This window comes from Burkholderia sp. Cy-637 (assembly GCF_011753175.1).
GTDB lineage: Bacteria > Pseudomonadota > Gammaproteobacteria > Burkholderiales > Burkholderiaceae > Burkholderia > Burkholderia gladioli.
Genome location: NZ_VWWC01000003.1, coordinates 89,453 through 111,962, shown reverse-complemented (window position 1 = coordinate 111,962; position 22,510 = coordinate 89,453). Strand labels below are relative to the sequence as shown.

19 protein-coding genes are annotated in these 22,510 nt (G+C 70.8%); 11 read left to right on the top strand and 8 right to left on the bottom strand.

Going from position 1 to position 22,510, the window contains the following annotated elements; genetic code table 11:
* Window positions 1-38: 38 nt before the first annotated feature.
* Genes F3J10_RS02110 through F3J10_RS02095 form a run of 4 tightly spaced genes read right to left on the bottom strand, consistent with a single transcriptional unit; the run spans window position 39 to window position 5,115 of the window.
* Window positions 39-1,598, bottom strand: a complete 1,560-nt coding sequence (locus F3J10_RS02110; RefSeq protein WP_167240810.1) for a TolC family protein — start codon at window positions 1,596-1,598, stop codon at window positions 39-41.
* Window positions 1,585-3,789, bottom strand: coding sequence for an FUSC family protein (locus tag F3J10_RS02105; RefSeq protein ID WP_167240808.1), 2,205 nt, complete (start codon window positions 3,787-3,789; stop codon window positions 1,585-1,587). Before F3J10_RS02105 ends, F3J10_RS02110 begins: the two co-directional genes overlap by 14 nt.
* Window positions 3,770-4,819, bottom strand: coding sequence for a multidrug transporter subunit MdtN (gene mdtN, locus F3J10_RS02100; RefSeq protein WP_167240806.1), 1,050 nt, complete (start codon window positions 4,817-4,819; stop codon window positions 3,770-3,772). The genes F3J10_RS02105 and mdtN overlap by 20 nt, the downstream gene beginning before the upstream one ends.
* Complete coding sequence (locus tag F3J10_RS02095; protein WP_013690405.1) at window positions 4,816-5,115, bottom strand: hypothetical protein; 300 nt, start codon at window positions 5,113-5,115, stop codon at window positions 4,816-4,818. Before F3J10_RS02095 ends, mdtN begins: the two co-directional genes overlap by 4 nt.
* A gap of 310 nt (window positions 5,116-5,425) precedes the next feature.
* Between F3J10_RS02095 and F3J10_RS02090 the strand changes: the two genes are divergently transcribed.
* The 3 genes from F3J10_RS02090 to F3J10_RS02080 are packed head-to-tail and all read left to right on the top strand — an operon-like array spanning window position 5,426 to window position 7,724.
* Window positions 5,426-6,247, top strand: coding sequence for an ABC transporter substrate-binding protein (locus tag F3J10_RS02090; protein ID WP_167240803.1), 822 nt, complete (start codon window positions 5,426-5,428; stop codon window positions 6,245-6,247).
* A 29-nt stretch (window positions 6,248-6,276) separates the two neighbouring features.
* Entirely contained in the window at window positions 6,277-7,008 is a 732-nt protein-coding gene (locus tag F3J10_RS02085) for an amino acid ABC transporter permease (RefSeq protein WP_167240801.1), read from the top strand.
* Window positions 7,008-7,724 carry an amino acid ABC transporter permease gene (locus F3J10_RS02080; protein WP_025101734.1) on the top strand — a complete coding sequence of 239 codons (717 nt, stop codon included), beginning with the start codon at window positions 7,008-7,010 and terminating at the stop codon, window positions 7,722-7,724. The genes F3J10_RS02085 and F3J10_RS02080 overlap by 1 nt, the downstream gene beginning before the upstream one ends.
* Window positions 7,725-7,733: 9 nt before the next feature.
* Here the strand turns inward: F3J10_RS02080 and tkt are convergent, their stop codons facing one another.
* Window positions 7,734-9,806 carry a transketolase gene (gene tkt / locus F3J10_RS02075; protein ID WP_167240799.1) on the bottom strand — a complete coding sequence of 691 codons (2,073 nt, stop codon included), beginning with the start codon at window positions 9,804-9,806 and terminating at the stop codon, window positions 7,734-7,736.
* A 350-nt stretch (window positions 9,807-10,156) separates the two neighbouring features.
* Here tkt and F3J10_RS02070 point away from each other — a divergent pair, with 350 nt between their 5' ends.
* On the top strand, window positions 10,157-11,485 hold the full coding sequence (locus F3J10_RS02070; protein WP_167240796.1) for a leucine-rich repeat-containing protein kinase family protein: 1,329 nt from the start codon (window positions 10,157-10,159) through the stop codon (window positions 11,483-11,485).
* Window positions 11,486-11,509: 24 nt separating this feature from the next.
* Here F3J10_RS02070 and F3J10_RS02065 read toward each other — a convergent pair whose 3' ends face one another.
* Together F3J10_RS02065 and soxC are read right to left on the bottom strand one after the other, a co-directional pair.
* On the bottom strand, window positions 11,510-11,995 hold the full coding sequence (locus tag F3J10_RS02065) for a cytochrome c (protein WP_240155320.1): 486 nt from the start codon (window positions 11,993-11,995) through the stop codon (window positions 11,510-11,512).
* A 121-nt stretch (window positions 11,996-12,116) separates the two neighbouring features.
* Entirely contained in the window at window positions 12,117-13,424 is a 1,308-nt protein-coding gene (soxC, locus tag F3J10_RS02060; RefSeq protein WP_167240792.1) for a sulfite dehydrogenase, read from the bottom strand.
* A 493-nt stretch (window positions 13,425-13,917) separates the two neighbouring features.
* Between soxC and F3J10_RS02055 the strand changes: the two genes are divergently transcribed.
* Both F3J10_RS02055 and F3J10_RS02050 read left to right on the top strand, forming a co-directional pair.
* A complete protein-coding gene (locus tag F3J10_RS02055; RefSeq protein WP_167240790.1) occupies window positions 13,918-14,829 on the top strand; it encodes a DUF393 domain-containing protein in 912 nt (303 codons plus the stop codon).
* Window positions 14,826-16,274, top strand: a complete 1,449-nt coding sequence (locus F3J10_RS02050) for a TIGR01777 family oxidoreductase (protein ID WP_167240787.1) — start codon at window positions 14,826-14,828, stop codon at window positions 16,272-16,274. Before F3J10_RS02055 ends, F3J10_RS02050 begins: the two co-directional genes overlap by 4 nt.
* Before the next feature lie 22 nt (window positions 16,275-16,296).
* On the opposite strand, the gene F3J10_RS02045 is transcribed toward F3J10_RS02050, so the two are convergent.
* On the bottom strand, window positions 16,297-16,647 hold the full coding sequence (locus tag F3J10_RS02045; RefSeq protein ID WP_017918246.1) for a DUF1304 domain-containing protein: 351 nt from the start codon (window positions 16,645-16,647) through the stop codon (window positions 16,297-16,299).
* 381 nt (window positions 16,648-17,028) lie between these two features.
* On the opposite strand from F3J10_RS02045, the gene F3J10_RS02040 reads away from it, so the two are divergent.
* From F3J10_RS02040 to F3J10_RS02020, 5 genes are all read left to right on the top strand, one after another.
* Window positions 17,029-17,859, top strand: a complete 831-nt coding sequence (locus F3J10_RS02040; protein ID WP_167240818.1) for a nitrilase family protein — start codon at window positions 17,029-17,031, stop codon at window positions 17,857-17,859.
* A gap of 65 nt (window positions 17,860-17,924) precedes the next feature.
* Complete coding sequence (locus F3J10_RS02035; RefSeq protein WP_025101306.1) at window positions 17,925-19,091, top strand: substrate-binding protein; 1,167 nt, start codon at window positions 17,925-17,927, stop codon at window positions 19,089-19,091.
* A 19-nt stretch (window positions 19,092-19,110) separates the two neighbouring features.
* Window positions 19,111-19,944, top strand: a complete 834-nt coding sequence (locus tag F3J10_RS02030) for a branched-chain amino acid ABC transporter permease (RefSeq protein WP_017918249.1) — start codon at window positions 19,111-19,113, stop codon at window positions 19,942-19,944.
* Window positions 19,937-21,793, top strand: coding sequence for a branched-chain amino acid ABC transporter ATP-binding protein/permease (locus F3J10_RS02025; RefSeq protein WP_166911250.1), 1,857 nt, complete (start codon window positions 19,937-19,939; stop codon window positions 21,791-21,793). Before F3J10_RS02030 ends, F3J10_RS02025 begins: the two co-directional genes overlap by 8 nt.
* Window positions 21,790-22,497 (top strand): ABC transporter ATP-binding protein, encoded by a 708-nt coding sequence (locus F3J10_RS02020; RefSeq protein ID WP_166911252.1) that lies wholly within the window; start codon window positions 21,790-21,792, stop codon window positions 22,495-22,497. Before F3J10_RS02025 ends, F3J10_RS02020 begins: the two co-directional genes overlap by 4 nt.
* Window positions 22,498-22,510 lie beyond the last annotated feature (13 nt).

Here is a 22,510-nt window from a genome sequence, read left to right as displayed (position 1 = left end):
TGATCCCTCATCGATATCCAGCCGACTTCATGGCGGCTTCACGGCGACGACGAGCCGATGGTCCCCGTCGCCAGCGCGAGCGCCGCGGCCGCCGAGCGCGCGCCGGCGTAACTGTCCACCTCGGCATTGCGCGCCGCGAGCAACTGGCTCTGGGCGAGCGTGGCGTCGGTGATCGAGCCCACGCCGCTGCGGTAGGCGGTCAGCGCCGCGTCGTAGCTGGTTTGCGCGGCCTCGACCAGCGCCTGCGCCGCCTCGTGCGAGGCGAGGCTGGTCTGCACGGCGTTCTGCGCCACCACCACCTGGCGCACCGCTTCATCCTGGGTGCGCGTGAGCCGTGCCGAGGCGCTTTGCGCGTCGTTGCGCGCCTGCATCAGCACGGCCGAGCGCAGGCCGCCGTCGTACAGCGGAATCGTCACGCCGAGGAACACGCCGCTGCCGTAGCGGCTGCCGTTCAGGTTGACGGTCGGCGACTGGTCGCCGATCGCCGGCAGCGCCGAGATCGCGGTATGGCCGCTCGCATAGGACGTGGAGGCCGACAGGAACACCTTCGGCATGAAGGCCGCTTCGGCGGCGCGGATCTTCGCGCGATTGGCCTTCTCCATCGCATAGGCGCCCTGCAGGTCGGGACGGCGCGCGATCGCGTCGGCGACGATCGCGTCCACCGAGGCGCCCAGCGTGGACGGCAGCGGCCGCTCGGGCAGCTCGGCGATCAGCGGCTTCGACAGCGGCGAGATGCCGAGCGCCGACACCAGCGCCAGGTAGCTGTCGCTTTCGCTGCCTTGCGCCTGCACCAGCGCGAGATTGGCCTGGGCGCGATTCTGCGTCGCCTGCGCCACCTCGACCACGGTGCCCACGCCGTGCTTGAGCCGCGCGCGGGCCGCCGCCAGGATCGCGTCGGCGTTGGCCAGCCCCTGCCGCGCGCTGCGGGCCCGCGAGCGCGCGGCGTCGTAGCGGTAATAGGCGACGCTCACGTCGTGGATCACCTGCTGGTGCACCGCCGTGAAGGCCACGTTCGAGGCGATCGAGGCCTGCTCGGCCACCTCCACGCGCGCCGCGCGCCCGCCGAAGTCGAACAGCAGCCATTGCAGCGAGAGCGCCGAGATGGTGCCGTGCGCGGTGTTGTCGCTGGAGGCGTCGCCGAGCAGGGTCGAGGTCGAGCCGTGGCTGGTCTGGTAGGCGCCCATCGCCGTGGCCGACAGTTGCGGCAGGTAGGCCGCCTTGGCGATGCCGACCGCCAGCGCCGCGTTGCGCGCGTCGTTCCAGGCGATGCGCGTCAGCGGGTTGCTCGATTCGGCCAGGTCGATCAGCTCGGGCAGCGTGTAGGGATGCGCGGCGTCGAGCGCCGCGGGCGGCGCCACCGAGGCCAGCGCGGGCGTGGCCGGCAGCGTGTAGTCGCGCGCGGCGCCCTGGGCGGCGGCGCGTGCCGGCGACGAGACGATCTCGCCCTGTGCCGAGGTGGGCGCCGTCCAGGGCCGGTCGGGCGCTTCCGGCGCCAGCTCGATCGAGGAGGTCGCGCAGCCGGCCAGCGCCAGGCTGGCGGCCAGGGCGGCGGTGAGGGCGGTGGCGATGGGGGCGACCGTCGATTCAGGTCGACGCATGAGGGGCGGGCTCCTTCGGTCCGGCTTGACGGGCGGCCTCGGCGATCCGGGCCAGCCGCGCGTCGATCAGGTTCAGCAAGGCATCGCGCGGGGTGGCGGCGGTGCCTGGCTCGGGATGTGGGGCGGCGGTGGTGGCGGAAGGCACTGCCGAGGCGCTGGCGGCGGGTGCGTTGCCGTCGTTCAGCTTGTCGTGGTTTAGCTCGCCGTCGTCCAGCGTGCCGTCGTTCAACTCGTCGTTGTTCAGCTTGCCTTTGTTCAGCCCGCTGTCCTTCAGCGTGCTGTCGCCCAGCGTGCTGTCGTTCAGGCCGCCGTCCTTCAGCCCGCCATCGCCCAGCCCGCCGTCGTTCAATTCGGTCACGCGCGCGAGCCGCGCGCCGATCGCCGCATCGCCGGGCTCGCGCTCGGCGAGCAGGAACAGCGGCGCCTCCAGCGCGCCGAGCTCGGCCAGCGCGCGCCGCCGGCTGCTCAGCCAGCCCGCGGCCGGCCGCACCCAGGACGGTTCGTAATGAATCAGGCCGAGCTCCTGGGCGATCGCGCCGTGTCGCGCGAAGGCCTCGGCGGCCAGCACGCGCCGCTCGGCCGGCTGCGCCACCGTCGCCAGGCGCCGCCATTGGCCGAGCAGCGCGGCCAGGGCCACGTCGATCTGCTTGCCGATGCTGACCGGCCAGATTCGCGTGAACACCAGGTAGACCACGAGGTTGCCGATCAGGATGCCGATCGTGCGATCGCGCGCGAGCGTCAGGTCGAAGCCGGGGCCGGCGCCCTGGATCACGCACAGGAAGAAGGCGAAGGCCACCTGGAAGCCGGCGTAGGCGATGCGCGGCGAGCCGAACGCAACCCAGGCCGACAGCCAGGCGCCCACCAGCACCAGCGCCAGCAGTTGTTCGATCGAGGACAGCGCCGGCACCACGAACACCAGCGCGGCGGTGCCGAACAGCGCGCCGACCAGGCAGCCGGCGATCCGCAGCGTGAGCTTCTCGACGGTCTCGGCGGTGGAGCCGAGCGAGACCATGTAGCAGGTGATGAAGCAGGTGTGGATGCCGGACCAGTCGAGCTGCGAGTAGAGCAGGTAGCAGAACATCGCGGCGGCGGTGGTCTTCAGCGCGTAGCGGACGTGGTCGGGGTTGCTGCGCGCGTCGGGCAGGAAGAAGCCGCCGCCCGGCTTCGGCGGCGGCGCGGTTTCGGCGGCGGGCGGCGGCGAGGCTTGCGCGGCCTGTGCGGCAGGCTCGGCGAATTGCGTGATCACCGCGTGCAGCTCCGTCGCCACGGCGCGCGCGAGCGGCGGCAGCGCCTCGGCCGGCGGCGGCGCGAGCCTTACCTCCACCGGGTAGCCGCCTCGTTCGAGGATGGCGGCCATCTCGTCGAGCGTGGCGGCGAGGCTCGCGCGAAGCTCGTCGGGCAAGCGCGCCTCGGGCTCGCGATCGGCCAGCGCGACCGTCACCAGCAGCGCGGTGCTCGACGCGATGGCCTGCCGGAGCGGGCCGACGTCGGCCGCGGAGGTCGAGCCTTCCAGCTTCGACAGCTTGAGCCAGGTGAGCAAGGGCTTGTCGCCCTCGCGCAGGGCGGCGTCGAAGCCGTCGCGGGCGGCCTCGTCGCCCTGCAGCCGCCGCGCGGCCAGCCGCAGCCGCCGGGCGAGCTGGCCGAGCATGAGCCGGCGCGGCGAGGGCGCCACCAGCAGGTTGACCACGATCGACACGCCCACCGGAATCGCGACCATCAGCCAGACATAGAGCAGCGCGCGCGTGGCGGCCTCGCCGAACGGCGCGAGGCCGAGCTCGTCGAGCCCGAAGCCGACGATCATCGCCAGGATCGCGCCGACCGGGCGCAGCTTGCTGGCCGAGGTGAGGTACAGCAGCCCGACCGAGAGCACCACCATGCAGGCCACCCGCAGGATCGCGTAGTCGATGCTGAGGATCGCCACGCCGAGCACCAGCGCGATCACGATGCTCACGATCAGCATCAGCGCGACGGCCAGCAGGCTGCTGGTGACGCGGTCGGCGCGGTTCAGGAAGAACACCACGTAGGCGGACAGCGCCGCCTCGGGCGTGCCGTAGACGCTGGCCACCAGCACCGTGACGGCGCAGATCAGGGCGATCCGCCAGGCCATCGCGGCGCGGCCCGGGAACGGCGCGAGCAGGCGCAGCAGCTCGCGCGGGCCCGGCGCGCGGATCTCAGCGGCAGGCCGAGCCATGCCGGACCTCGACGATCGCGCTGGCGCCCACGCGCACCAGCCGCGCATCGGGTTCGTCGAGCCTGACGCGCACCGGGAAGCGCTGCGCCACATGCACCCAGTTCACCGAGCGCTGCACGATCGGCAGCGAGCGCGGCAGGTTGATGCGATCGCTGTCGGCGATGCCGGCGCCGATGCCGACCACCTTGCCCGTCATCGCGCGGCCGCGGTCGATCATCGAGTAGACGGTGGCGCAGTCGCCCACCGCGATGCGGTTCAGCGAGGTCTCGCGGAAGTTGCCGACCGCGAACCACTCGCTCGCGTCGATCAGCGTGAAGATCGACTGGTTCGGCGCCAGGGTTTCGCCCTCCAGCACCGACAGGCCCGTCACCAGCCCGTCGTGCGGGGCGCGCACCACCGTGTCGTCGAGCGCGTGTTGCGCGCGGGCCAGCGCGGCCTCGCGCGCGTGCAGGGTGGCGATCGCGTCGGCCTCGTCGCCGATGGTCTGCGCCGAGGCGCGCTGCTGCTCGCGCGCCTGCGCCAGCGACACGGCCGCGTCGCGCTGGCGGACCTTGGCCTGGTCGAACTGCTGGGCGCTGACATAGGCCTGCGCGGCCAGCGGCGCGAGCCGGTTCACGTCGCGCGTGGCGAGATCGTGGTTCTGCGTGGCGCGCTTGACCTGCTCGGCGGCGACCGTCGCGTTGGCGCGCTCGCCGATCAGCGAGCGGCGGCGCGTGGCCAGCGAGGCTTGCGCGAGTTCGAGGTCGGCCTGGGCCTGGGCCACCGTCAGGCGATAGGGCACGGGATCGATCTGGTAGAGCAGCGCACCCTTGGCGACGCGCTGGTTCTCGTGCACCGCGAGCCGCACGATGCGCCCGCCCACCGGCGAGGCCACGTGCACCACGTCGGCGTCGATCGAGGCGTCGTCGGTGGAGGGATAGGCGGTGGTGCGATGCCAGGCATAGGCCAGCGCGGCGATGCCGAGCACCACGATCGCCAGCGCGATCAGGCGGCCCTTCGCGGAGGGGCGGGCGACGCCGGCGGCCTTCATGCGAAGGGCCCCGTGCCGGCCAGCCAGACGATCACCGCCACCACCAGCCCGAGCGCGCTGCACACGGCGAGCTGGTAGGGCACGGTGGCGGCCCAGCCGGTGGCGACGAACACGCGGTGCGCGACGATCGCGGCGATCACGCCGAGCACGGCGCTGAGCAGCCAGAGCGGGAAGTAGGCGCCGAACAGTTCGTAGGCGGGGGCGCCGCGCGAGGCGCAGCCGGCCAGGGGCAGGGATAGGGCGGGCGCGAGGACGGCGGCGCTGCGCAGGGGCCCGCGCGGCATGGTTTTTCTCATGATGTGACGGGCTCGACGATGGGAGGGGGCCGGGCGCGGCGCGAGGCGGGCGGTCGCTTCGACAAGGCCGGCCCGCGATATGGGCCCGATGATAAATCATCGCGATGGGCGTAGCCAGTCGGCGCGGCCGGCTGCGGTGCCGGCCGTTGTTTCCCGCTGTTTCCGAATCCGCGCCGCTTAGCAGCTTTGCTGCTTTGTTCAGGAGAATTCATCGTTTCGCCGGCGCGGCGGCCGATGTCAACATGGCGCGCCACCGGGTCGACACGATCGATGCCGGTGCAGGGATCACCACCGCACACGGAACGCCAAGATGAAAAAGACACTGCTCGCCGCGACGCTCGCCGCGCTCACCGGCTTCGCCGCTCTCGCACCCTCGCTCGCCCACGCCGATCGCCTCGACGACATCAAGCAGGCCGGCGTGCTGCGCGTGGCCACCTTCGACAGCAACCCGCCCTTCGGTTATGTCGACCCGGCCAGCAACCATATCGTCGGGCTCGACGTCGACTATGCCCGCGCCTTGGCCGACAAGCTCGGCGTCAAGCTCGAGCTGCAATCGACCAACCCCGCCAACCGCATTCCGTTCCTGACCTCGCGCAAGGTCGACCTGGTGCTGGCGAACTTCACGATCACCGACGAGCGCGCCAAGCAGGTCGATTTCAGCATTCCGTATTTCTCCTCGGGCCAGCAGTTCCTGGCCAAGAAGGGCGTGCTGAAGTCGAAGGACCAGCTCGACGGCCTGCGCATCGGCGCCGACAAGGGCACCACCAACGAGATCGCGGTGCGCGAGCAGTTCCCCAAGGCGACCGTGGTGGCCTATGACGACACGCCCTTCGCGTTCGCCGCGCTGCGCGCCGGCAACGTGCAGGCGATCACGCAGGACGGCCCCAAGCTGGTGGGCCTGCTCGCCAACGTGCCGGACAAGCAGAAGTACGAGATCCCGCCGTTCACCATCACCAACGACTACATGGGCGTGGGCATCCCGAAGGGCGAGCCGCGCCTGGTGGCCTTCGTCAACGACACGCTCAAGGGGCTGGAGGCGAACGGCACCGCCAACACCATCTACAACCGCTGGTTCGGGCCGACTACCAAGACGCCGCTCACGCGCACCTTCAAGATCGGCGACAAGACCTGAGCCTCGCGACGTAACGGCAGCAAGCCAAGATGATCGATAGCTTCCTCGCGCCGAAGTACCTGCTGTGGCTGTGGCAGGGGTTCGGCGTGACGCTCGGGCTGGCGCTCGCCGCCGGCCTGTCGTCCACCTGCCTGGGCGCCGCGCTGGCGCTGGCGGGCCGTTCGCGCTGGCGCGCCGTGCGCGGCTTCGCGCGGCTCCATATCGGTGCCTTTCGCAACACGCCGCTGCTGGTGCAGTTGTTCTTCTGGTACTTCGGCGCGGCCACGCTGCTGCCCGACGAGGCGATCGCCTGGCTCAACGCGCAGCACGTCCTGCCGACGCCGGCGGGCGCGCTGCGCTGGCCTTCGTTCGAATTCCTGGCGGGCTGGCTGGGCCTCAGCTGCTACACGGCGGCCTTCGTGGCCGGCGAGTTCGCCTCGGGCATCGCCGGCGTGCGCGAGGGCCAATGGCAGGCCGCCGCCGCGCTCGGGCTCACGCCCTGGCAGGCGTTCCGCCATATCGTGCTGCCGCAGGCGGTGCGCATCGCCTTGCCGCCGCTGTTCGGCCAATACATGAACCTCGTGAAGAATTCCTCGCTGACCATGGCCATCGGCCTGGCCGAGCTGTCCTATGCCTCGCGCCAGGTGGAAACCGAAAGCTTCCGCACCTTCGAGGCCTTCGGCGTGGCCACGCTGCTCTATATCCTCGCGATCGCGGCGCTGGAGGCCGCGCTGCACACCATCCGGCATCTGCGCGATACCCGCCTGGGAGCGCGCCGATGATGCCCTGGGAGCTGTTCGCCGGCAACCTGCGCTACCTGCTGGTCGGCGCCTTCCCCGACGGCCCGCTCGGCGGCGCGGCGCTCACCCTGGTGCTGGCGGTAGCCTCGGCGATCGCCTCGGGGCTGCTCGGTTTCGCCGCCGGCATCGCGCTGGCGATGGCGGGGCGCGCCGCGCGCGTGCCGCTGCTGGTGGTGATCGGCTTCTTCCGCGCGATTCCGGTGCTGATGCTGATTTTCTGGACCTACTTCCTGCTGCCGATCCTGTTCCATGTCGACGTGCCGGGGCTGGCGGCGGTGGTCTGCGCGCTGTCGCTGATCGGCGGCGCCTATCTGGCGCATTCGGTGCACGCGGGGATCGTCGCGGTCGGCGACGCGCAATGGCAGGCGGGGCTGTCGCTGGGCCTGACGCGCTGGCAGACGCTGCGCGAGGTGGTGCTGCCGCAGGCGGTGCGGATCATGGCGCCGTCCTTCGTCAACCAGTGGGTCTCGCTGGTGAAGGACACCTCGCTGGCCTATATCGTCGGCGTCAACGAGCTGTCCTTCGTCGCCACCCAGGTCAACAACCGGCTGATGGTCTATCCGATCCCGGTGTTCCTGTTCGTGGCCTTCCTCTACCTGGTGCTCTGCACCGCGCTCGATCGCGTGGCGATGTCGTGGTTCGCGCGGCGCCGCAAGAGCGTGAGCGAGGTGGTGGAAGCCACGGCGCCGGCGGTGTGAGCGGTGGGCCTAGCGGCCGCCAGCCGGCTGGTCCAGCGCCTCCAGCACCTCGCGCGCGGCCTGCACCACGGCCTCGGCGGTGATGCCGAACTTGCGATAGACCGCCTCGTACTTGCCGGATTCGCCGAAGTCGTGCATGCCGACGAAGCGGCCCTCGGGGCCCAGGTAACGCTCCCAGCCCAGCTCGACGGCGGCCTCCACGGCCACCCGCGCGGGTGAGTCGCCGAGCACCGCGCGGCGGTAGGCGGCGTCCTGCTCCTCGAACAGCAGCCGGCACGGCATCGATACCACCGCCGTCGGCACGCCTTGCGCCTGCAGCGTCTCGCGTGCCTTCACCGCCAGTTGCAGCTCCGAGCCGGTCGACAGCAAGGTCAGCCGGCGCGGGCCGCCCTCGGCCTCGTGCAGCACGTAGGCGCCGCGCGCCGAACGGTTCTCGCCGGCAGCGTCGCGGCGCAGCAGCGGCAGCGATTGGCGCGACAGCGCGAGCAGGGCCGCGCGGCGCGGTTGCTCCAGGATCAGTTCCCAGCATTCGGCGGTCTCGACCGCGTCGGCGGGGCGATACACGCCGAGCTGTGGAATCGCGCGCAACGCGGCCAGGTGTTCGACCGGCTGGTGGGTCGGGCCGTCCTCGCCGAGCCCGATCGAGTCGTGCGTCATCACGAAGATGGTGCGGATGCGCATCATCGCGGCCAGGCGGATCGCCGGGCGGCAATAGTCGGAGAAGCACAGGAAGGTGCCGCCGTAAGGGATCAGCCCGCCGTGCAGGGCGATGCCGTTCATGGCGGCCGCCATGCCGTGCTCGCGCACGCCGTAGTGGATATAGGCGCCGTCGTAGCGGCCCGGGGCGATCTCGACCTGCTGCTTCGCCTTGGTGTTGTTCGAGGGCGTGAGGTCGGCCGAGCCGCCCAGCAGCTCGGGGATCGCCGCGAACAGGCGGTCGAGCACGGCGCCGCTGGCCTTGCGGGTGGCCATCTCGTCGCCGCTGTCGACGAAGGCCCGGCGCGCCTCGGCGATCGCCTGTTTCCAATCGGCCGGCAGCTTGCCGTCGTTGCGGCGCTCGAACTCGCGGCGCAGCGCATCGGGCGCCTGCTTCACACGCTCGGCCCAGGCCATGCGTGCCTCGCGCCCGCGCGCGCCGATCTCGCGCCATTCGCGCAGCAGCGCGTCGGGGATCTCGAACGGCGGCGAATGCCAGCCGAGCCGCTCGCGCGCGCCGGCGATCTCCTCCTCGCCGGGCGCGTCGCTGTGCGCCTTCTGGGTGCCGGCGCGGGTCGGCAAGCCGAAGCCGATGATGGTGCGGCAGGCGATCAGGGTCGGCTGCTCGTCGCTGGCGCGCGCGGTGGCGATCGCCTCGTGGATCGCGTCGGTGTCGTGGCCGTCGATCTCCAGCACCCGCCAGCCGGAGGCGCGGAAGCGCTCGATCTCCTGGTCGGAGACGGCCAGCCGGGTGGGCCCGTCGATCGAGATCGAATTGTCGTCCCAGAACGCGATCAGCCGCCCCAGCTTGAGATGGCCGGCCAGCGAGATGGCCTCCTGGCTGATGCCCTCCATCAGGCAGCCGTCGCCGAGGAACACGTAGGTGTAGTGGTCGACCAGCTCGCCGCCGAACTTCGCGTTGAGGATGCGCTCGGCCAGCGCCATGCCGACCGATTCGGCGATGCCCTGGCCGAGTGGCCCGGTGGTCAGCTCGATGCCGTTCGCGTGGCGGTATTCCGGGTGGCCGGCGGTCTTGCTGCCGACCTGGCGGAAGTTTTGCAACTGCTCGATCGTCATGTCCTGGTAGCCGGTCAGGTAGAGCAGGCTGTAGAGCAGCATCGAGGCATGGCCGTTCGAGAGGATGAAACGGTCGCGATCGATCCAGTGCGGATCGGCCGCGTCGAAGCGCAGGAAGTCGCGGAACAGCACGGTGGCGATGTCGGCCATGCCGAGCGGCGCGCCGGGATGGCCGCTGTTGGCGTGCTGGACCGCGTCCATCGACAGGAAGCGGATGCAGTTGGCCAGCTCGCGCAGATGCGGGTCGCGCGGCGCGGGCAGCGGTGCCGAGGCGGCGGAGCCGGAAGCGGGGGATGGTGCGGATGTCATCGAAGGGCCCTCGTTCGGTGTCGTTGGATGGCGGAGATGGCGGACAGGCCGCGCGCGGCCGGGCGGGACATGCAGAAATTACCCGGCCCACGCTAGCACGGCGACGGCGCGGCACGCCGCTGCCGGGGCGGTGCGACGGGCATCGCGGGGCGCGGGGCCCGGCGAGGCCGCGCGGCTACCCTCGGCGAGGGGCAATCCCCGTGCCCGGAGCGAGGGCCATGCCTCGACCCGGCAGGGTTAACCGGGGCGCCTGGAACCGGTGCGCCGCCTTGCGATCCGCTGTCGCGCCGCGATCGATGCCGCTAGAATCGAAGCGTTCCCCACTATCGCGGCGCCCGCCGCCCCCGACCGTGACCACCACCGTGGAACAGTTGAAAGCCGGCAAGCTCGCCGGCGCCCGGCAGTTGAAGCTTGCCGCCGGCCTCACCGAATTCCCGCGCGAGATCTTCGAGCTGGCCGACACGCTCGAGGTACTCGACCTGTCGGGCAACGCGCTCACCAGCCTGCCCGACGACCTGCCCCGCCTGGGCCGCCTGCGCGTGCTGTTCGCCTCGAACAATCCCTTCACCGAACTGCCGCCGGTGCTCGGCGAGTGCGCGCAACTGAGCATGGTCGGCTTCAAGGCCAACCGGATCCGCTCGGTGCCGGGCGCGGCCCTGCCGCCGCGCCTGCGCTGGCTGATCCTGACCGACAACGAGATCGAGACGCTGCCGCCCGAAATCGGCCGCTGCGCCGAGTTGCAGAAGCTGATGCTGGCCGGCAACCGGCTGGCCGCGCTGCCCGGGGAGATGGCGGCCTGCACGCGGCTCGAGCTGGTGCGGCTGGCGGCCAACCGCTTCGAGAGCCTGCCCGAGTGGCTGCTGCGCCTGCCGCGCCTGGCCTGGCTCGCGTATGCCGGCAACCTGTTCGCCGCGGCGCTGGAGGCCGAGGCGATGGCCGACAGCTCGGTGGCCACGATCGCCTGGCACACGCTCGCGCTCGGCCAGAAGCTCGGCGAGGGCGCTTCGGGCGTGATCTATCGCGCCACGCGCCTGTCGGCCGATCATCATCCGCAGCAGGCGGTGGCGGTGAAGCTGTTCAAGGGCGCGGTGACCAGCGACGGCCTGCCGGACCGCGAGATGGCCGCCTGCCTGCATGCCGGCACGCATGCCGGCCTGATCGGCGCGCTGGGCCGCCTCGGCGGCCATCCGATGCAGGAGCAGGGGCTGGTGATGCCGCTGGTCGAGCACGACTTCGAGAACCTGGCGGGACCGCCGAGCTTCGACAGTTGCACGCGCGACGTCTATGCCGAGGATCGACGCTTCAGCCTCGGCACCACGCTGCGGATCGCGCACGGCATCGCCTCGGCGGCCGCGCATCTGCATCGACGCGGCATCGTGCATGGCGACCTGTATGCCCACAACATCCTGCACGACGGCGCCGGCCATGCGCTGCTCGGCGATTTCGGCGCGGCCTCGCTGTACGACACGCAGGACGAGGCGCGCCGCTTCGCCCTGCAGCGCATCGAGGTGCGGGCCTTCGGCTGCCTGCTGGAGGAACTGCTGGAACGCACCGAGGCGGGCCGCTCGGCCGCGCTCGACGAACTGGCGGCGCTCGCGGCCGCCTGCCTCGGGGCAGAGGTGGCCAGCCGCCCGAGCTTCGAGGCCATCGTCGAACGCGTGCGCGCGCACCTGAAATGAGCGGCCGGCAGGCCCGGCTTGCCGCTACAGCGTGCCGGGCCGCGGATCGGGCACGAAGCCGTCGCGATTCGGCATCCTGACCCGGGGCAGCGTGGTCGCGTCGAGCGTGGTGCCGTCCGGCACGATGCCGTTGCGGTTGAGCAGGTAGGCGCTGAGCGCATACACCTCGTCGGCGCTCAGCGAGCCGGGCGCGTTGTAGGGCATGGCGCGGCGGATGTAGTCGAACAGCGTGGTCGCGTAGGGCCAGTAGCTGCCGACCGTCTTCTTCGGCTTCTGGCTCGCCAGGCTGCCGATGCCGCCCACCAGCGGATCGCCGATGCCGCCTTCGCCCTTCGCGCCGTGGCACATCGCGCATTTCTGCTGGTAGATCCGGCCGCCGTGCGCGACGCTGCCCGAGCCGGGCGGCAGGCCCTGGCCATCGGGCCCGATATCGATGTTCCAGGCCGACAAGGCGGCTTCGGTCACGGGCTGGCCCAGATTGTATTGATGCGCGGGCGTGGTCGCCGTCATGGCTGCCGGCCCGGTCCCGCCGCCGCCGCCGCCGCCGGTGCAGGCCGAGCCCAGCGCCACGGCCGCCAGCGCGGCCAGCAGGATCCGGATCGACACGCCGGGCCGGCTTGCTCCTTGGTGTTCAGGCATTGCGCACCTCGCCGCTCGCATCGACATGCCAGTTCTGGATGCCGTTGTAGTGGTACTCCGAATTCAGGCCGCGCACGGCCACCAGCGCCTCGCGCGTCGGCTGCACGTAACCGGTCTCGTCGATCGCGCGGCTCTGCAGGTCGGCGGGAGCGCCGTCCCAGTTCCAGTCGGCCTCGAAGCGCGTCAGCGCGCGATCGTGCACGGCGCCCGTGAGCCGCGCCTCGCGCCATTGGCGGCCGCCGTCGGTCGACACCTCCACGCGACGAATCCGGCCGCGCCCCGACCAGGCATAACCGCTGACGGCGTAATAACCGCGCGCGCCCAGGCGATGCCCGGCCGAGGGGCGCGTGATCACCGATTTCGCATCCATCTCGAACACGAACTGGCGCGCGCAGCCGTTGGCCAGCAGGTTGGTGTACTTCGAGGTTTCCTCGCGCGTCATCTCGGGCGCCGCGATCAGCTTCAGGCGCCGCAGCCACTTGATGTTGGTATTGCCCTCGAAGCCGGGCACGATCAGCCGCAAGGGATAGCCGTTCTCCGGCCGCAGCCGTTCGCCGTTCTGCGCATAGACCACCAGCGCGCGATCGAGGATGCGGTCCAGCGGCAGGCTGCGCGTCATGGCCGCGCCGTCGGCGCCTTCGGCCAGCAACCAGTGCGCCGAGGGATCGATGCCGGATTGGTCGAGCAGGGTGGCCAGCGGCACGCCGGTCCATTCGCAGCAGGACAGCAGCCCGTGCGTGAACTGCACCGGCTGGCCGCTCGGGCCGTTCCATTCGCTGCGCGTGTTGCCCGAGCATTCGAGGAAGTGGATGCGCGTCTCGGAGGGAAAGCGCAGCAGGTCGTCCAGCGTGTAGAGCCGCGGCTCGCGCACCAGGCCGTGCACGGCCAGGCGATGCAGGTCGGGATCGATGGCGGGCACGCCCGCGTGATGGCGCTCGTAGACGAGGCCGTTCGGCGTCAGCGTGCCGTGCAGCTTGGCCAGCGGCGTCATCGACGAGCCGGAGCCCGGCATCGCGGCCGGCCGCGCGCTGCGGCGGATCACGTCGGCTTCGTGTTGGCTCGGCAGGCCATAAGGCGGCGTGAGCAGCGGCGCGCCCGGCTCGCGGGTCCAGGGCGCGACCTCCAGCGGCGCGGTGGCGGGCACCGGTGTGACGGCCGTGCCGTCGCCGGCGGCGCGCGCCACGCCGGGCAGCAGGCTGGCCGTCATGGCGCCGGCCGTGCTCATGGCGAGCCGGCGCATGGCGCCGCGGCGCTCGGGCGAATCGAGCGCGCCGTTCGATGAGGCGTTCGGGTCTGGCATGTAGGGCGTCTCCGGGGCGGCGTGGGGCGGGTTCGGTGTTGTGTGCCTTGCGGATCGCAGGGCGGTGGCGGGCATCGGTGCATGCCGCGCTCGATTGTTATCGACGCGCCGATGCGCCGCAAACGAGGAATCGCGCTATGCAAACCGCTTGGGGTTCGATGCCGGCGGGATGGCAGGGCGCGGTATCGCATGCCGGCGCGCGAAGCTCGCGGCGACGGCCCGAAACCGGCGATATGTCTTGCTGGATATGGCGAGCGAGGCGATCCGCATGCGAAGCGGATCAGCAGCGAATGTGCCTGCGAGGTCGTGACGCGCGAGCCGGGCGACAGGGAAATGAAAGCGCGGACGGGGCAGTGCGCACTCGACAGAAATTTCTGTTGATTCTCATATTTCTGTCGTTACAGAAATATGAGAATATTCGGCTCGTGTCCACCGCTTCGCACCTCGGCTGGATACCCCGTATCGAAGTGCCTGTCGAAAAGGAATCCTGGTCATGACGCCCGCCGCGCTGGTGCTGTACTTCGATGGAAGCTGTCCGATCTGCGTCGACCAGATGCAGCGTCTTCGGGGCTGGGACGCGCATCGCCGGCTGGGCTTCGTGGATATCGCCGCGCCCGGCTTCGATCCCGCGCCGCTGGGCATGGAGCTGGGCGCAATGAACCGCGAGATGCACAGCCGCACGGCCGACGGGCGCGTGCTGGTGGGAATCGATTGCATGCTGGCCGCCTATACGCTGGTCGGGCGCGGCTGGCGTGCCTGGCCCTTGCGCGTGCCGGGGCTGCGCGACGTGTTCGCGGGGTTGTATCGCGTGCTGGCGCGTCATCGACACGCCGTCTCCCGCCGCCTCGGCTATCGCCTGCAGCCCGTCTGCGACAACGGCAGTTGCGCGCTCCACGGCAATCCCTTCCTGAAGAACGAGGCGCCTGCCGGCGAGGCTTCCGGTGCGGCGCCGGCTGCCGCGGATCGGGGCCCGCAGCGCTCGAAACGCGATTGGGTCGTGACCTGGATGTACGCCGCCGCGATCGCGCATCTGCTCGTCGGCGCGCTGCTGCCCTGGCTGGCCGGCAGCTCGCTGCTCGACGGCTATCAACAGGGCATCGAAGCGCATTTCTGGCCGGGCGCCGCGCCGGCCGAGGCGCGCCTGCAGCAGCAATGGTGGCTGGCCCTGTTCGGCGCCACCGTGCAATGCGCGGGCGTCTGGATGCTGGCGCTGGTCCATCTCGGCAACCGGCTGCGGCAGCGCGCGGCCTGGGGCTGGCTGCTGGCCGGGCTGCTGCTCTGGGCGCCGCAGGACATGCTGATCTCCTGGCAGGCGCGGGTCGGCTCGCATCTCGTGGCGGACGCGGCGGCGCTGCTGCTGATGGTGCCGCCGCTGCTATGGCTCTGGAAGGAGGACCGCGCATGAACACCGTGCCCGCGCTCGACTGGGCCGTCAGCCTGCTGATCGTGCAGGGCTTGATGGGCGGCTTCGATACGCTCTACCACCATGAATTCACCGAGGATCTCGCGCATCGCCCCAAGGCGCGCCTGGAGCTGGCGATCCATGCCGTGCGCGCGCTGCTGTATGGCCTGGCCTTCGCGTCGATCGCGCACCTGGCCTTCCTCGGCGCCTGGACGCTGGCGATCGCCGCGCTGGTGCTGGTCGAGGTGCTGCTGACCTTGTGGGACTTCGTGGTGGAGGACGGCAGCCGCAAGCTGCCCGCCACCGAGCGCGTGCTGCACACGCTGCTCGCGATCAATGGCGGCGCCGTGTTCGGGCTCTATGCGATGCAGCTGTGGCACTGGGCGTCCTTGCCCACGGCGCTGATGCGGCTCGAGCTGGGATGGCGCGGCTGGCTGCTGAGCCTGTTCGCGCTCGGCGTGGCTGCCTCGGGCCTGCGCGACGGGCTGGCCGCCTGGTGCATGGGGCGGCGCGCGCCGCCCGCCAATCCGTTCGCGGGGCAGGCGCATCGCAGCGTGCTGGTGACCGGCGGCACCGGCTTCATCGGCGAGGCGCTGGTCGGGCAATTGCTCGATGCCGGCCACCGCGTCACGCTGCTGGCGCGCTCGCCCTTGCGTGCCGCCTATCAGTTCGGCGGGCGCGTGCGCTGCGTGACGGCGTTCGATCAGTTGCATGCGCACGAACATTTTGATGTGGTGATCAACCTGGCCGGCGCGCCGGTGCTCGGGCCGCGCTGGAGCGCGAAACGGCAGGCGACGCTGCTGGCCAGCCGGGTGGGCGTGACCGAGGCGCTGCTGCGCTGGGTGGAGGGCGCCGCGCATCGGCCGGCGCTGTGGATCCAGGCTTCGGCGATCGGTTACTACGGCGTGCGCGCGCCCGAGGAACGGCTGGACGAGACCAGCCGGCCCGGCAGCGGCTTCATGTCGGAGCTGTGCCGGCGCTGGGAAGCCGCCGCCGCGCCGCTCGATGCCTGGCCGATCCGCAAGGTGGTGCTGCGGCTGGGGCTGGTGTTCGGGCCGGGCGGCGCCTTGCCGCCGATGCTGCTGCCCTATCGCGTCGGCCTGGGCGGGCGCCTCGGCGATGGCCGGCAGGTGATGAGCTGGATCCATCGCGACGACGTGCTGCGCCTGGTCGCCGAAGCGATGCATCGTGAGGCGATGCGCGGCGTCTACAACGCCGTGGCGCCCGAGGCGCCGAGCCAGGCGGAATTCGCGCGCACGGCGGGGCGGGTGCTGCGGCGGCCGACGTGGTTCCGGCTGCCGGCGGCGCCGCTGCGTCGGGCGGCGGGCGAGATGGCGGAGCTGCTGCTCGACGGCCAGCACGTCGTGCCGGCGCGCCTGCAGCGCGAGGGTTTCGTGTTCCGTTTCGCCGGCCTGGAGGCGGCGCTGCGCGATCTCGTCGAGCGCTGATGCCGGGCCGGCCGGCCGATGCTCAGACCTTCGCGAGCAGGGCGATCAAGGCGATCGCGGCCGGCAGCGCCTGCACGAACAGGATGCGGCGGCTGGCGGTGGCCGCGCCGAACACGCCGGCGACGATCACGCAGGCCAGGAAGAAGAGCTTGAAGGCCTGCCCGTCGAGGGCGGCCAGGCCATAGATCAAACCGGCCGCGAGGAAACCGTTGTAGAGGCCCTGGTTGGCGGCGAGCACGCGCGTCTGCTGCGCGAATTCGGCTGTCAGCCCGAACACGCGCCGGCCCTTCGGCGTGGTCCAGAGGAACATCTCGAGCACCACGATATAGATGTGAATGGCGGCGACCAGGCCGATCAGGATGTTGGCGATCATTGTGTTATCGATTCGATGTTGTTGTGATTGGCGGTGAAGCGACGGCTCGCCGGCGCGAGCGCTGGCAGGGTAACACGGCGCACCCGGGCGCCGATCGACGAAGGCTTCGAGAACCGATGCGATCAGGGCATACCCGTAAGTGGCCCGGATGGCGTTGACGGTTATTTTTGGCGGCCCTACATTCGAGGCCATGGTGGATGGGCAAGGCCCGGCCACCATCGCGGCAACGTTGCCGCGCCGAACATGGAAGGCTACGTAGCCCCCGAACTTGCGTGAGAACGCCGGTTCGGGGGCTTTTTGCTTTTGGAGAACGAATTGGACAAGCCATCACGCCTCGCCGAGGCGTCCAGCCAGGCCTTGCCCCTGGTCGCCTGCGTGCAGATGGAGCCGCGGGTGGGCCATACGCGGGACAACGTCGAGGCATCGATCCGCTACATCGAGCAGGCCGCCGCGCAGGGGGCCTCGCTCATCGTGCTGCCCGAACTGGCCAACAGCGGTTACGTGTTCGCGAGCCGCGCCGAAGCCTTCGCGCTGTCCGAGCCGCTGGCCGACAGCGAGACGGTTCGCGCCTGGTCGGAGGCCGCGCGCCGGCTCGGCGTGCACCTGGTGGCCGGCATCGCCGAGCGCGAGGACCAGCGACTCTACAACTCGGCCGTGTTCATCGGCCCGGCCGGCCTGATCGGCCGCTACCGCAAGCTGCATCTCTGGGGCCAGGAGAACCTGTTCTTCGAACCCGGCAACCTCGGCGTGCCGGTGTTCGACACCGCATTCGGGCGCGTGGCCGTGGCGATCTGCTACGACGGCTGGTTTCCCGAGGTGTTCCGGCTGGCGGCCGGGCAGGGCGCGGACCTGGTCTGCGTGCCGACCAACTGGGTGCCGATGCCGGCCCAGCCCGCCGATCGCCCGGCCATGGCCACCACGCTGGCGATGGCGGCCGCGCACAGCAACGGCCTGATGATCGCCTGCGCGGACCGGATCGGCTCGGAGCGCGGCCAGTTATTCATCGGCCAGAGCCTGATCGTCGGCGGCGACGGCTGGCCGCTGGCGGGCCCGGCGCCGCAAGACCAGGCCGCGATCCTCTACGCGCCGCTCGACGTCGAGCGGATCCGCGCCGGCCGCGCGCTCAATGCCTTCAACCACGTGCAGCGCGATCGCCGCCCGGAGGCCTACGAGGCGCCGAGGCCCGCCGAGCTCGCGTCCAGCCGGCCTTGAAGGCCGGCGCCCCACATTCAGCAATCCCGATCATCACACGATTCATCCTCATCAAGGAGCTCCACATGTCTGCATTCAAACTTCGCGGCATCGCCGCCGTGCTGGCCGCGCTGGCCTGGTTCGGCAGCGCCGCGTCGGCCGCCGAGCCGATTCGCGTCGGCGTGGCCGTCGGCCTGTCGGGCGCCAACAGCGTGGTGGCGCCGGCCGTCGTGCAGGCCTCGCAACTGGCCGTCGACGAGATCAACGCCGCGGGCGGCATCCTGGGGCGCAAGCTCGAACTGGAGATCGCCGACGACGCATCGGGCGCGGTAGGCGCGCAGAAGGCCTACGACACCCTGGTGTTCCAGAAGAACGTCGACGCGCTGATCTCGATGGAGACCAGCGCGGCCCGCAACGCGGCGCTGCCGGCGGTCGCCCGCGGCCGCAAACCGCTGATCTATACCTCGTTCTACGAGGGGCGCTCGTGCAGCCCCTGGATGTACGTGAACGGCTGGGTGCCCGAGCAGCAGGTCGCGCCGGTGGTGGACTACTTCATGAAGAACAAGGGCGCCAGGCAGTTCTACCTGGTCGGCAACGACTACGCCTTCGGCCGCGGCATGCTCGAGTTCGCCAGGAAGACCATCGAGCAGCATGGCGGCAAGGTGGTGGGCGAGGAATACCTGCCGATCGACGGCACCGACTGGACGCCGATCCTCTCGAAGATCCGCGCCGCGCATCCCGACGCGCTGATCAGCGCCACCGCCGGCGGCGCGCCGAACGTCTCGCTCGCCAAGCAGTTGAAGAGCGCGGGGATGACGCTGCCCTACGGCAACCTGGCGATCGACGAGGCCACCGCGAAGAGCATGGGCGACGTCGCCGGCGGCATCTACATGGCGGGTTCCTACTTCACGAGCATCGATACGCCGGCCAACCGCAAGTTCCTCGCGGCCCTGCAGCAACGCTTCGGGCGCGAGCTGAAGACGCCCAACGAACTGTCGGAGCCGCAATACGAGGCGTTCTACCTGTACAAGGCGGCCGTCGAGAAGGCCGGCGGCACCGATCCGGCCAAGGTGGTGCAGGCGCTCGGCACGGTGAGCTTCGACGGTCCGCGCGGCAAGGTGAGCATGGATCGCAGCCACCACACGCCGCTCTCGATGCGGCTCGGCCAGATCCAGCCCGACGGCGGCGTGAAGATCCTGCAGACCTTCCCGAACGTCGATCCGGGCGCGCAATGCCCGAATCTCAAGCAATGACCTCCCGGAGGAAACGCTCATGGTCCTCGCTCTGGATGTCCTGACCACCGCCGCCTTGCTGTTCATCGTGACGGCGGGCCTGATGGTGATCTTCGGCGTGATGAAGATCGTCAATTTCGCGCATGGCGCGCTGCTCACGATGGGCGCCTATGCCAGCTTCATCGTCACGCAACTGAAGCTCGATCCCTGGTTCGGGGTGCCGCTGTCGCTGGCGGTCGGCGTCGCGGTGGGCATGCTGGTCGAAGCGGCGATCGTGAGGCCGCTCTACAAGCGGCCGCTCGACGCGATCCTGGCCACCTGGGGGCTCGGCATCGTGATCGGCCAGTTGATCGTGATGGGCTTCGGGCGCGAGGTGCAGTTCGTCGAGGCGCCCGTCAACGGCGCGCTGTCGGTGGCCGGCACGGCCTATTCGGCGTACCGGCTGCTGCTGGTGCCGATCGCGATCGTGCTGTGCGCCGCCTTGAGCGCGCTGCTGAACGGCACGCGCTTCGGCGTGAAGACGCGCGCCGTGATCATGAACGAGGACCTCGCGCGCGGCCTGGGGATTCACTCGGGGCGCATCCGCTTCATCACCTTCAGCCTTGGCGCCGCGCTCGGCTCGCTGGCCGGCATGCTGATCACGCCGCTGTCCAGCGTCGATCCGAACATGGGGCTGCCGTACCTGGTCAACGCCTTCATGCTGGTGATGGTGTCCGGCTATTCGATGCTCGGCCTGCTGCTGACCTGCCTGGTGTTCGGCGCCTGCCAGGTGCTGGTGAGCACCTTCGTCAGCCCGGTGCTCGGCGGCCTGACCATCGCGGTGCTGGCGGCGCTGACGCTGCGCGTCTTTCCCAAGGGGTTGTCCCATGCCTGACGTCAAGACCTGGTTTGCCGGGCGCGGCCTGGGCGAACATCGCGAACCGCCGGCGCCCGGGCGCAAGGGCGCGCTGCCGGGCGGCCCGCTGGCGCTGGCCGCGCTGGCGCTCGCGCTGCTCGCCGGCGGTCCCTTCCTGTTCGGCACCTACCTGCTCAACGTGCTGATCCAGGCCTTCTTCTTCTCGATGGTCGCGGTCACGGTCGACCTGCTGTGGGGCTACACGGGTTACCTGAGCTTCGGGCAGTCGGCCTTCTTCGGCATCGGCGCCTACGCGGCGGCCCTGGTGTTCACCCACGGCGGCTTCTCGCCCGGCTACGTGCTGCTCGCGCTGGGCATCGCGATCGCGGCGGCGGCGCTGGTCGCGCTGCTGCTGGGCTGGCTGTCCTTCTACCGGGGCGCCTCGCCGTTCTTCGCCACGGTCATGTCGCTGGTGCTGCCGATCGTGCTGAGCCAGCTGCTGTTGTCGGGCGGCGAGTGGACAGGCTCGAGCTCGGGCCTGACCGGCTACCCGATGTTCGACCTGTCGCTGTCGGCCTGGTACTGGATCGCGGGCCTGGGCCTGGCCGCGATCGTGCTGCTGGCCTGGGCCGTGGTGCGCAGCGACGGCGCTCGCGTGCTGCTGGCGATCCGCGATAACGAATCGCGCTGCGCCTACCTGGGCATCCGCACCTCGCGGGTCAAGATCGTGCTGCTGGTGGCGGCGGCGATCGTCGCCAGCGTGGCCGGCTTCGGCTACGCCAGCTTCAGCGGCGTGGTCGCGCCCGAGCTGACCGGCTTCGTGCTCGGCACGCAGCTGATCATCTGGGTGGCGCTGGGCGGGCGCGGCACGCTCTGGGGGCCGGTGCTCGGCGCCTTGCTGATCAACGTGGCGACCTCCTACCTGAGCGGCAGCATGCCGTTCGCCTGGCAGTTGATCCTCGGCGCGGCCTTCGTGCTGGTGATCGTGCTGCTGCCGCAGGGGCTGGTGCCGCTGCTGGCCTGGCCGTTCCGGCTCGATCGCGCCGCGCGCACGCCGCGGCTGGTCGAGCGCGCCGCCGGCGCGGCACGGGTGGCGGCGCCTGACGGCCCGGCCCTGCGCATGGCCGGCGTCGAGAAACGCTTCGGCAGCCTGAAGGTGTTGCAGGGGATCGATTTCGAGGCGCGCGCGGGCGAGCTGGTCGGCCTGATCGGCCCGAACGGCGCCGGCAAGACCACGCTGATGCGCTGCATGAGCGACGGCGCCGAGCGTTCCGCCGGCACCGTCGAGCTGTGCGGGCACGACATCCGGCGCCTGGCGCCCGAGCACGGCGTGCGCTTCGGGCTCGGGCGCAAGTTCCAGAACGCCAACATCTTCGAGACGCTGAGCGTGGCCGAATGCCTGCGGATCGCCGGCGCGCTGGTGGAGCGGCCGTCGCTGCTGCGCCGCGCGCCGACGCTGGCGCTGCCGGCCTATGCGCTGGAAGTGATGCGCGCCACGCAGCTGGACCGCAAGCTCGCGGTGACGGCCAGGGATCTCTCGCACGGCGAGCAGCAGGCGCTCGAACTGGCGATGGTGCTGGCGCTGGAGCCGCGCATCGTGCTGCTCGACGAGCCCACCGCGGGCCTGACCAAGACCGAGCGCACCCGGATCGGCGCGGTGCTGGCCTCGCTCGCGCATCGCCATGGGCTGTGCTGCCTGCTGGTCGAGCACGATCTCGAGTTCGTCGAGGAGATCGCGACCCGCATCGTGGTGCTGCACCAGGGACGCATCGTGATGGCGGGCAGCTTCGACGAGGTGGTCCATTCGGAGCTGGTGCGCACCATCTACGCCGGGACCGGCCAGCCGACCGGCGACGCCGGCACGGCAACACAAGGAGATGACCGATGAGCGCCATGGCATTGCAGGTCGAGCGCGTGACCAGCGGATATCGCGCCTCGATCGTGCTGCGCGAGCTCTCGCTGTCGATCGCCGAGGGCGAGACGCTGGCGCTGCTCGGCAAGAACGGCATGGGCAAGACCACCTTGCTGAAGACGATCATGGGCTACCTGCCCAGCCAGGGCGGCGCGATCCGCCTGAACGGCAGCGAGATCACGCGGCTGCCGCCGCATCGCATCGCGCGGGCCGGGGTGGCTTACGCGCCGCAGGAGCATGCGCTGTTCCAGGACCTGTCGATTCGCGACAACCTGCGCCTGGGGCTGGCCGATCCCTCGGTGTTCGACGCGCGCTTCGAGGAGGTGGTCGAGGTGTTCCCGGTGTTTCGCACCCGGCTCGGGCAGCACGCGGGCACGTTGTCCGGTGGCGAGCAGAAGATGCTGCTGGTGGCGCGCGCCCTGATGATGCGCGCCTCGCTGATCCTGCTCGACGAGATCACCGAGGGCCTGCAGCCGTCGGTGATCGAGCGCCTGGCCGAGGCCTTGCGCTGGGAGCGGCAGCGCCACGGCACCACGCTGCTGCTGATCGAGCAGAACGTGCCGTTCGCGCTGGGGCTGGCCGATCGTTACGCGGTGCTCAAGCAGGGCGAGATCGTCGAGCAGGGCGCGGCGAGGGACCCGGGCGCGGCGGCGGCGATCTTCGAGCATCTGAGGGTGTGAGGCGATGGCGGAC

Coding starts and splice junctions, on each gene's coding strand:
- F3J10_RS02045 (WP_017918246.1), bottom strand. CDS start 16,647: ATGATCGCCAACATCCTGATCGGCCTGGTCGCCGCCATTCACATCTAT.
- F3J10_RS02035 (WP_025101306.1), top strand. CDS start 17,925: ATGTCTGCATTCAAACTTCGCGGCATCGCCGCCGTGCTGGCCGCGCTG.
- mdtN (WP_167240806.1), bottom strand. CDS start 4,819: ATGAAGGCCGCCGGCGTCGCCCGCCCCTCCGCGAAGGGCCGCCTGATC.
- F3J10_RS02080 (WP_025101734.1), top strand. CDS start 7,008: ATGCCCTGGGAGCTGTTCGCCGGCAACCTGCGCTACCTGCTGGTCGGC.
- F3J10_RS02065 (WP_240155320.1), bottom strand. CDS start 11,995: ATGACGGCGACCACGCCCGCGCATCAATACAATCTGGGCCAGCCCGTG.
- F3J10_RS02020 (WP_166911252.1), top strand. CDS start 21,790: ATGAGCGCCATGGCATTGCAGGTCGAGCGCGTGACCAGCGGATATCGC.
- F3J10_RS02055 (WP_167240790.1), top strand. CDS start 13,918: ATGACGCCCGCCGCGCTGGTGCTGTACTTCGATGGAAGCTGTCCGATC.
- F3J10_RS02105 (WP_167240808.1), bottom strand. CDS start 3,789: ATGGCTCGGCCTGCCGCTGAGATCCGCGCGCCGGGCCCGCGCGAGCTG.
- F3J10_RS02030 (WP_017918249.1), top strand. CDS start 19,111: ATGGTCCTCGCTCTGGATGTCCTGACCACCGCCGCCTTGCTGTTCATC.
- F3J10_RS02110 (WP_167240810.1), bottom strand. CDS start 1,598: ATGCGTCGACCTGAATCGACGGTCGCCCCCATCGCCACCGCCCTCACC.
- F3J10_RS02040 (WP_167240818.1), top strand. CDS start 17,029: ATGGAGCCGCGGGTGGGCCATACGCGGGACAACGTCGAGGCATCGATC.
- F3J10_RS02025 (WP_166911250.1), top strand. CDS start 19,937: ATGCCTGACGTCAAGACCTGGTTTGCCGGGCGCGGCCTGGGCGAACAT.
- F3J10_RS02085 (WP_167240801.1), top strand. CDS start 6,277: ATGATCGATAGCTTCCTCGCGCCGAAGTACCTGCTGTGGCTGTGGCAG.
- F3J10_RS02095 (WP_013690405.1), bottom strand. CDS start 5,115: ATGAGAAAAACCATGCCGCGCGGGCCCCTGCGCAGCGCCGCCGTCCTC.
- soxC (WP_167240792.1), bottom strand. CDS start 13,424: ATGCCAGACCCGAACGCCTCATCGAACGGCGCGCTCGATTCGCCCGAG.
- F3J10_RS02050 (WP_167240787.1), top strand. CDS start 14,826: ATGAACACCGTGCCCGCGCTCGACTGGGCCGTCAGCCTGCTGATCGTG.
- tkt (WP_167240799.1), bottom strand. CDS start 9,806: ATGACATCCGCACCATCCCCCGCTTCCGGCTCCGCCGCCTCGGCACCG.
- F3J10_RS02090 (WP_167240803.1), top strand. CDS start 5,426: ATGAAAAAGACACTGCTCGCCGCGACGCTCGCCGCGCTCACCGGCTTC.